The 6,000-nt window shown below is 71.6% G+C and carries 7 protein-coding genes; all 7 read right to left on the reverse strand.

Going from position 1 to position 6,000, the window contains the following annotated elements; translation table 11 throughout:
• Positions 1-74: 74 nt before the first annotated feature.
• Positions 75-1,166 (reverse strand): Holliday junction branch migration DNA helicase RuvB, encoded by a 1,092-nt coding sequence (ruvB, locus tag ABZ851_RS35215; RefSeq protein WP_088796758.1) that lies wholly within the window; start codon positions 1,164-1,166, stop codon positions 75-77.
• 85 nt (positions 1,167-1,251) lie between these two features.
• Positions 1,252-1,872 (reverse strand): Holliday junction branch migration protein RuvA, encoded by a 621-nt coding sequence (gene ruvA / locus ABZ851_RS35220; RefSeq protein ID WP_361136480.1) that lies wholly within the window; start codon positions 1,870-1,872, stop codon positions 1,252-1,254.
• Positions 1,869-2,447, reverse strand: a complete 579-nt coding sequence (gene ruvC / locus ABZ851_RS35225; RefSeq protein ID WP_336050840.1) for a crossover junction endodeoxyribonuclease RuvC — start codon at positions 2,445-2,447, stop codon at positions 1,869-1,871. Before ruvC ends, ruvA begins: the two co-directional genes overlap by 4 nt.
• A 170-nt stretch (positions 2,448-2,617) precedes the next feature.
• On the reverse strand, positions 2,618-3,370 hold the full coding sequence (locus ABZ851_RS35230; RefSeq protein WP_030076370.1) for a YebC/PmpR family DNA-binding transcriptional regulator: 753 nt from the start codon (positions 3,368-3,370) through the stop codon (positions 2,618-2,620).
• Positions 3,371-3,483: 113 nt separating this feature from the next.
• A complete protein-coding gene (gene pdxT / locus ABZ851_RS35235; protein ID WP_361136482.1) occupies positions 3,484-4,071 on the reverse strand; it encodes a pyridoxal 5'-phosphate synthase glutaminase subunit PdxT in 588 nt (195 codons plus the stop codon).
• 8 nt (positions 4,072-4,079) lie between these two features.
• Positions 4,080-4,991 carry a pyridoxal 5'-phosphate synthase lyase subunit PdxS gene (gene pdxS, locus ABZ851_RS35240; protein ID WP_361136484.1) on the reverse strand — a complete coding sequence of 304 codons (912 nt, stop codon included), beginning with the start codon at positions 4,989-4,991 and terminating at the stop codon, positions 4,080-4,082.
• A gap of 151 nt (positions 4,992-5,142) precedes the next feature.
• Entirely contained in the window at positions 5,143-5,688 is a 546-nt protein-coding gene (locus tag ABZ851_RS35245) for a hypothetical protein (RefSeq protein WP_336050836.1), read from the reverse strand.
• Between the last annotated feature and the right edge of the window lie 312 nt (positions 5,689-6,000).

Consider the following 6,000-nt stretch of genomic DNA (forward strand, 5'->3'; position numbering starts at 1 on the left):
CTAGGCGAGTCCCCACCAGTGGAACAACGCCCAGCATCCCACCGCAGTTCCTGGCCGGGCGAGTCCCCGCGCCGTCACGCCCCGAACAAGCCCTGCTGTCCGCTCCCGCCGGTCTGCTGCTGCGGCGGAACGAGGCCCAGATGGGCCCAGGCGGCCGGGGTCGCGATCCGGCCCCGAGGGGTCCTGGCCAGCAGTCCTTCCCGTACGAGGAACGGTTCGGCGACCTCCTCGACGGTCTCCCGCTCCTCCCCCACCGCGACCGCGAGGGTGGACAGGCCCACCGGGCCGCCGCCGAACAGCTTGAGCAGGGCCGTGAGCACGGCGCGGTCGAGGCGGTCCAGGCCGCGGGCGTCGACCTCGTAGACCCCGAGGGCCTGGGAGGCGATCTCGCGGGTGATCAGGCCGTCGGCCTTCACCTGGGCGTAGTCGCGGACGCGGCGCAGCAGGCGGTTGGCGATACGGGGCGTGCCGCGGGAGCGGCCGGCGATCTCGGCGGCGCCCTCGGGTTCTATGTCGAGGTCCAGCAGCCCGGCCGAGCGGTGGATGACCCGCTCCAGCTCGGCGGGGGCGTAGAACTCCATATGGGCGGTGAAGCCGAAGCGGTCGCGGAGCGGGGGCGGCAGCAGACCGGCCCTGGTCGTGGCCCCGACCAGGGTGAACGGGGGGAGCTCCAGGGGGATGGCGGTGGCTCCCGGTCCCTTGCCGACGATCACGTCGACGCGGAAGTCCTCCATCGCCATGTAGAGCATTTCCTCGGCGGGCCGGGACATCCGGTGGATCTCGTCGAGGAAAAGGACCTCCCCCTCCTGGAGGGAGGAGAGGATCGCGGCGAGGTCACCGGCGTGCTGGATGGCGGGCCCGGAGGTGATCCGGATCGGGGCGCCCATCTCGGCCGCGATGATCATGGAGAGGGTCGTCTTGCCGAGGCCCGGCGCCCCGGACAGCAGGACGTGATCGGCGGTGGCACCACGGGCGCGGGCGGCACGCAGCACCAGGTCGAGCTGTTCGCGCACCCGCTCCTGGCCGACGAATTCCCCGAGGTCCTTGGGCCGCAGCGCGGCCTCGACGGCGGTGTCCTCGCCGTCCGCGTCGGCTCCGACCAGCCGGTCGGGCGCCCCCGGGTCGGCGTCCTCGGCGGTGTGCGGTGCGGTGTCGTCCCAGTTCACTGCGGATTGCCTCGTGGGGTGGTCGGGGCGGCCGGGCCGCCTGCGTGGTCGTACGGTCGGGGGCGCGAGGCCCGGCCGGCGGCGGTCATCGCGCCCGGTTCAGAGTCTGCAGGGCCGCCTTGAGCAGCTGCGGCACCTGGGGGCTGCCGCCCTCGGCGACGGCCGCCTCGGCCTGCGGGGCGACCGCGGCTACCGCCTCGTCCGCCTCGCGGGTGGCGTAGCCGAGGCCGATCAGGGCGGCGTGCAGCTGGTCGCGCCAGCCGGCCGTGACGGCGCTGCCGACGCCCGCGCGGCCGGTGCCCACCGGCTCGCCGAGCCGGTCCTTGAGCTCCAGAAGCAGCTTCTGTGCCCCCTTCTTGCCGATGCCGGGCACGGCGGTGAGGGTCTTCTCGTCGCCGGTGGAGACGGCGAGGCGCAGGGTGTCCGGGGAGTGCACGGCCAGCATCGCCTGGGCGAGCCGGGGGCCGACGCCGCTGGCGGTCTGCAGCAGCTCGAAGGTCTGCCGCTCGTCGTCGTCGGCGAAGCCGTAGAGGGTGAGCGAGTCCTCGCGGACGACGAGGGAGGTGGCGAGCTTGGCCGGCTGCCCGATACGCAGGGCGGACAGGGTGTTCGGCGTGCACTGGACGGCCATGCCGACGCCGCCGACCTCGACGACGGCGATGTCCGGGGCGAGGGCCGCGACCGGGCCGGAGACGAAGGCGATCATCGGGTGCCCTTCTGGGGAGCCGTCCGGCGGGTGCCGGAGGACGGGACGGTGGCGGGGGCGGCGCGGCGGGCCGCGGCATGCGCCTGCTGGAGGCGGTTGACCGCGGGGGCGCGCCAGATGTGACAGATGGCGAGGGCCAGGGCATCGGCGGCGTCGGCCGGCTTCGGCGGCGCGTCCAGCCGCAGCAGACGCGTGACCATCGCTCCGACCTGGGCCTTGTCGGCCCGGCCGGATCCGGTGACGGCGGCCTTGACCTCGCTGGGGGTGTGCAGCGCGACCGGCAGCCCGCGCCGGGCCGCGCACAGCATGGCGACCGCGCTGGCCTGGGCGGTGCCCATGACCGTACGGACGTTGTGCTGGCTGAAGACCCGCTCCACGGCGACGAACTCCGGGCGGTACTCGTCGAGCCAGGCGTCTATGCCGCGCTCGATCTCGACGAGGCGCTGCGCGATCTCGGCGTCCGCGGGGGTGCGGACGACGCCGACGCCGACCATGGTCAGCGGGCGCCCCGCGACCCCGTCGACCACACCGACCCCGCAGCGCGTCAGCCCCGGGTCCACCCCCAGCACCTTCATCGCTCCCCGCCCCTCGCACCTGTCGCCCGGCTGTTCCCGACCGGAGGCGCACGCCCCCGAAGAGAGCGGATGCCCCCTGATCAGCACAGTAATGGCTGCCACTGACAAACGGACGGGCCGACGGGGTGTGTCCCCGTCGGCCCGTCAGTCGACCGAGCGTGCCACGCCTGTCAGGCGTCGACCTTGGCCATCACATCGTCCGAGACATCGAAGTTGGCGAAGACGTTCTGCACGTCGTCGCTGTCCTCCAGCGCGTCGATCAGCTTGAAGATCTTGCGCGCGCCCTCTTCCTCCAGCTCGACCTGCATGGTCGGGACGAAGTTGGCGTCGGCCGAGTCGTAGTCGATGCCGGACTCCTGGAGGGCACTGCGGACCGCGACCAGGTCGGTGGCCTCGCTGAGCACCTCGAAGGACTCGCCGAGGTCGTTGACCTCCTCGGCGCCCGCGTCCAGCACCGCGCCCAGGACGTCGTCCTCGGTCAGTTCACCCTTGGGGACGATCACCACGCCCTTGCGGTTGAACAGGTACGACACCGAACCCGGGTCGGCCATCGAACCGCCGTTGCGGGTCATGGCGACGCGGACGTCCGAGGCGGCACGGTTGCGGTTGTCGGTCAGGCACTCGATGAGCACCGCGACACCGTTGGGGCCGTAGCCCTCGTACATGATGGTCTCGTAGTCGGCGCCGCCGGCTTCGAGCCCCGCACCGCGCTTGACCGCGGAGTCGATGTTCTTGTTGGGCACCGAGCTCTTCTTGGCCTTCTGGATGGCGTCGAAGAGGGTCGGGTTGCCGTCCGGGTCGGCGCCGCCGGTACGGGCCGCGACCTCGATGTTCTTGATCAGCTTCGCGAAGAGCTTGCCGCGCTTGGCATCGATCACGGCCTTCTTGTGCTTCGTCGTAGCCCATTTAGAGTGGCCGGACATCCGCCTGTCTCCTTCGCGTAACCAACGTCTGAATGAACGCCTCAGATCCTACCGGGGCCGGATCACACGGTGTTACTCCCGCCCGTCGCCCGGCCACCGCTCCGGACGGCCCGCTAGGCGCGCCGCACCATGTCCACGAACAGGGCGTGGACCCGGTGGTCGCCGGTGAGCTCCGGGTGGAAGGACGTGGCGAGGACGTTACCCTGCCGCACGGCCACGGTGTGCCCGTCATACGTCGCCAGCACCTCGACCGCACCGCCGACCGACTCGACCCAGGGCGCCCGGATGAAGACGCCCTCGACCGGCCCGCCGGGGATCCCCGCTACGTCGATGGCCGCCTCGAACGACTCGTTCTGCCGCCCGAAGGCGTTACGGCGCACGATCATGTCGATGCCGCCGAACGTCTCCTGGTCCTCACGGGCGTCCAGCAGCTTGTCCGCGACCATGATCATGCCGGCGCAGGTGCCGTAGACCGGCTTGCCCGCGCGGACGAAGGCGCGCAGCGGCTCCAGCATGCCGAAGACGACCGCCAGCTTGGACATGGTGGTCGACTCGCCGCCCGGGATGACCAGGCCGTCGATCCCGTCCAGTTCCTCGGAGCGGCGCACCGGCCGGGCCTGGGCACCGGTGTCCGCGAGCGCCTTGAGGTGCTCGCGGACATCGCCCTGCAGGGCCAGCACACCGATGGTGGGGGTGCTCATCTGCCGTCCTACCAGCCGCGGTTGGCGTAGCGCTCGGTCTCGGGGAGGGTGTCGCAGTTGATGCCGACCATGGCCTCGCCCAGGTTGCGGGAGGCGTCCGCGATGACGGCGGGGTCGTCGTAGTAGGTGGTGGCCTTCACGATCGCCGCGGCGCGCTTGGCCGGGTCGCCGGACTTGAAGATGCCGGAGCCGACGAAGACGCCCTCGGCGCCGAGCTGGCGCATCAGCGCGGCATCGGCCGGGGTGGCGACACCACCGGCGGAGAACAGCACGACCGGCAGCTTGCCGAGCTCGGCGACCTCCTTGACCAGCTCGTACGGGGCGCGCAGCTCCTTGGCGGCGGCGAACAGCTCGTTGTGGTCACAGCCCCGCAGCTTGGCGATCTCGCCCTTGATCTGGCGCAGGTGGCGGACCGCCTCGACGACGTTGCCGGTACCGGCCTCGCCCTTGGAACGGATCATGGCGGCGCCCTCGGCGATCCGGCGCAGGGCCTCGCCCAGGTTGGTGGCACCACAGACGAAGGGGGTGGTGAAGGCCCACTTGTCGGAGTGGTTGACCTCGTCGGCCGGGGTCAGGACCTCGGACTCGTCGATGTAGTCGACGCCGAGCGACTGCAGGACCTGGGCCTCGACGAAGTGGCCGATCCGGGACTTGGCCATGACCGGGATGGAGACGGCGTTGATGATGCCGTCGATCATGTCGGGGTCCGACATCCGGGCCACGCCGCCGTCCTTGCGGATGTCGGCGGGGACCCGCTCCAGGGCCATGACGGCAACGGCGCCCGCATCCTCGGCGATCTTCGCCTCTTCCGGCGTGACGACGTCCATGATCACGCCGCCCTTGAGCTGCTCGGCCATCCCGCGCTTGACGCGCGCGGTTCCGGTCTCGGGGTTCTGGGGCGTGGTGGGCGTGCTGGACACGGTTCGACCTCACTCAATCCGGGTGGCTGTACTGCTGCGCCCACACAACCGTTAGTGAGCGGCCCGGGAAAAGGGCCAATTAGAGGTCAGTGGCTCTTCACTACTGGGAGTCGCAGATTCCGGCTCGCCCCGCCCCGGTCCCGCTTCCGGCTCAGCCTCCGGCCGAGCGGTCGTCCAGAACGACCGGCGGCTCGTCGTCCATCTCGAAGGCCAGCGGGAACGGCGCATGGCCGGCCAGCCGCAGATAGCGCACCACCCGGTGGCGGCGGACGGCGCGCGCGGCCCGTACGGCATCGTTGTGGAACCGTCGGGCCATCGGGACCCGGCGCACGGCAGCGGTGAGTTCGGTGACCGTGCGCTCACCGCCCGGGGCCTCCCGTACGGCCTCCAGCTGGGCCTCCTCGGCGAAAATGGCCCGCAGCGCCTGGCTCAGCTCACTCTCCGCAACCTCGCGATGATCTTCCGCGGCCTGCCGGGCGTCGTGCGCGGCCTGGTAGAGCACGATCGAAGCGGCGGGATCGAGGACCCCCGAGGTCCCCACCTCCTGCGCGACGGACGCCCGCCGCAACAACTGGGCGTCGAGGGCCGCCCTGGCCGCGTCGATACGCGCGTGCAGGCGGTCGAGGCGGCCCGCCGTCCAGCTCAGATAGATACCGATGAGGACGATCGCGGCGGCGATCCAGATGAACGTGGTCACGCCGGGTCACGATACGCGTCTGTCTTTGCCGCCGTTTCCGGCTGACCCGCCGTGGGGGTTTACCGCCGTTGCGCCTGCGGCGGGCGGTGCGCTTTGCCTCGCCCCGTTTTTGACTTTCCCACCGCTGCGCCTGGCGGCGGGCGGGGTCCGCTGCGCGGGGCGGTGCGCTGCTCTTTGCCTCGCCCCGTTTTTGACTTTCCCACCGCTGCGCCTGGCGGCGGGCGGGGTCCGCTGCGCGGGGCTGTGGGTGCGGTGACGGGCCTCCGGGGCCGGTGTGTGGGACTGCTTCGCTTTACGTCCCACACACCGGCC

The organism is Streptomyces sp. NPDC047049, from assembly GCF_040643995.1.
In the GTDB taxonomy this organism is placed as follows: Bacteria; Actinomycetota; Actinomycetes; order Streptomycetales; family Streptomycetaceae; genus Streptomyces; species Streptomyces mooreae.

Coding starts and splice junctions, on each gene's coding strand:
- ruvC (WP_336050840.1), bottom strand. CDS start 2,447: ATGAAGGTGCTGGGGGTGGACCCGGGGCTGACGCGCTGCGGGGTCGGT.
- pdxT (WP_361136482.1), bottom strand. CDS start 4,071: ATGAGCACCCCCACCATCGGTGTGCTGGCCCTGCAGGGCGATGTCCGC.
- ABZ851_RS35230 (WP_030076370.1), bottom strand. CDS start 3,370: ATGTCCGGCCACTCTAAATGGGCTACGACGAAGCACAAGAAGGCCGTG.
- ruvA (WP_361136480.1), bottom strand. CDS start 1,872: ATGATCGCCTTCGTCTCCGGCCCGGTCGCGGCCCTCGCCCCGGACATC.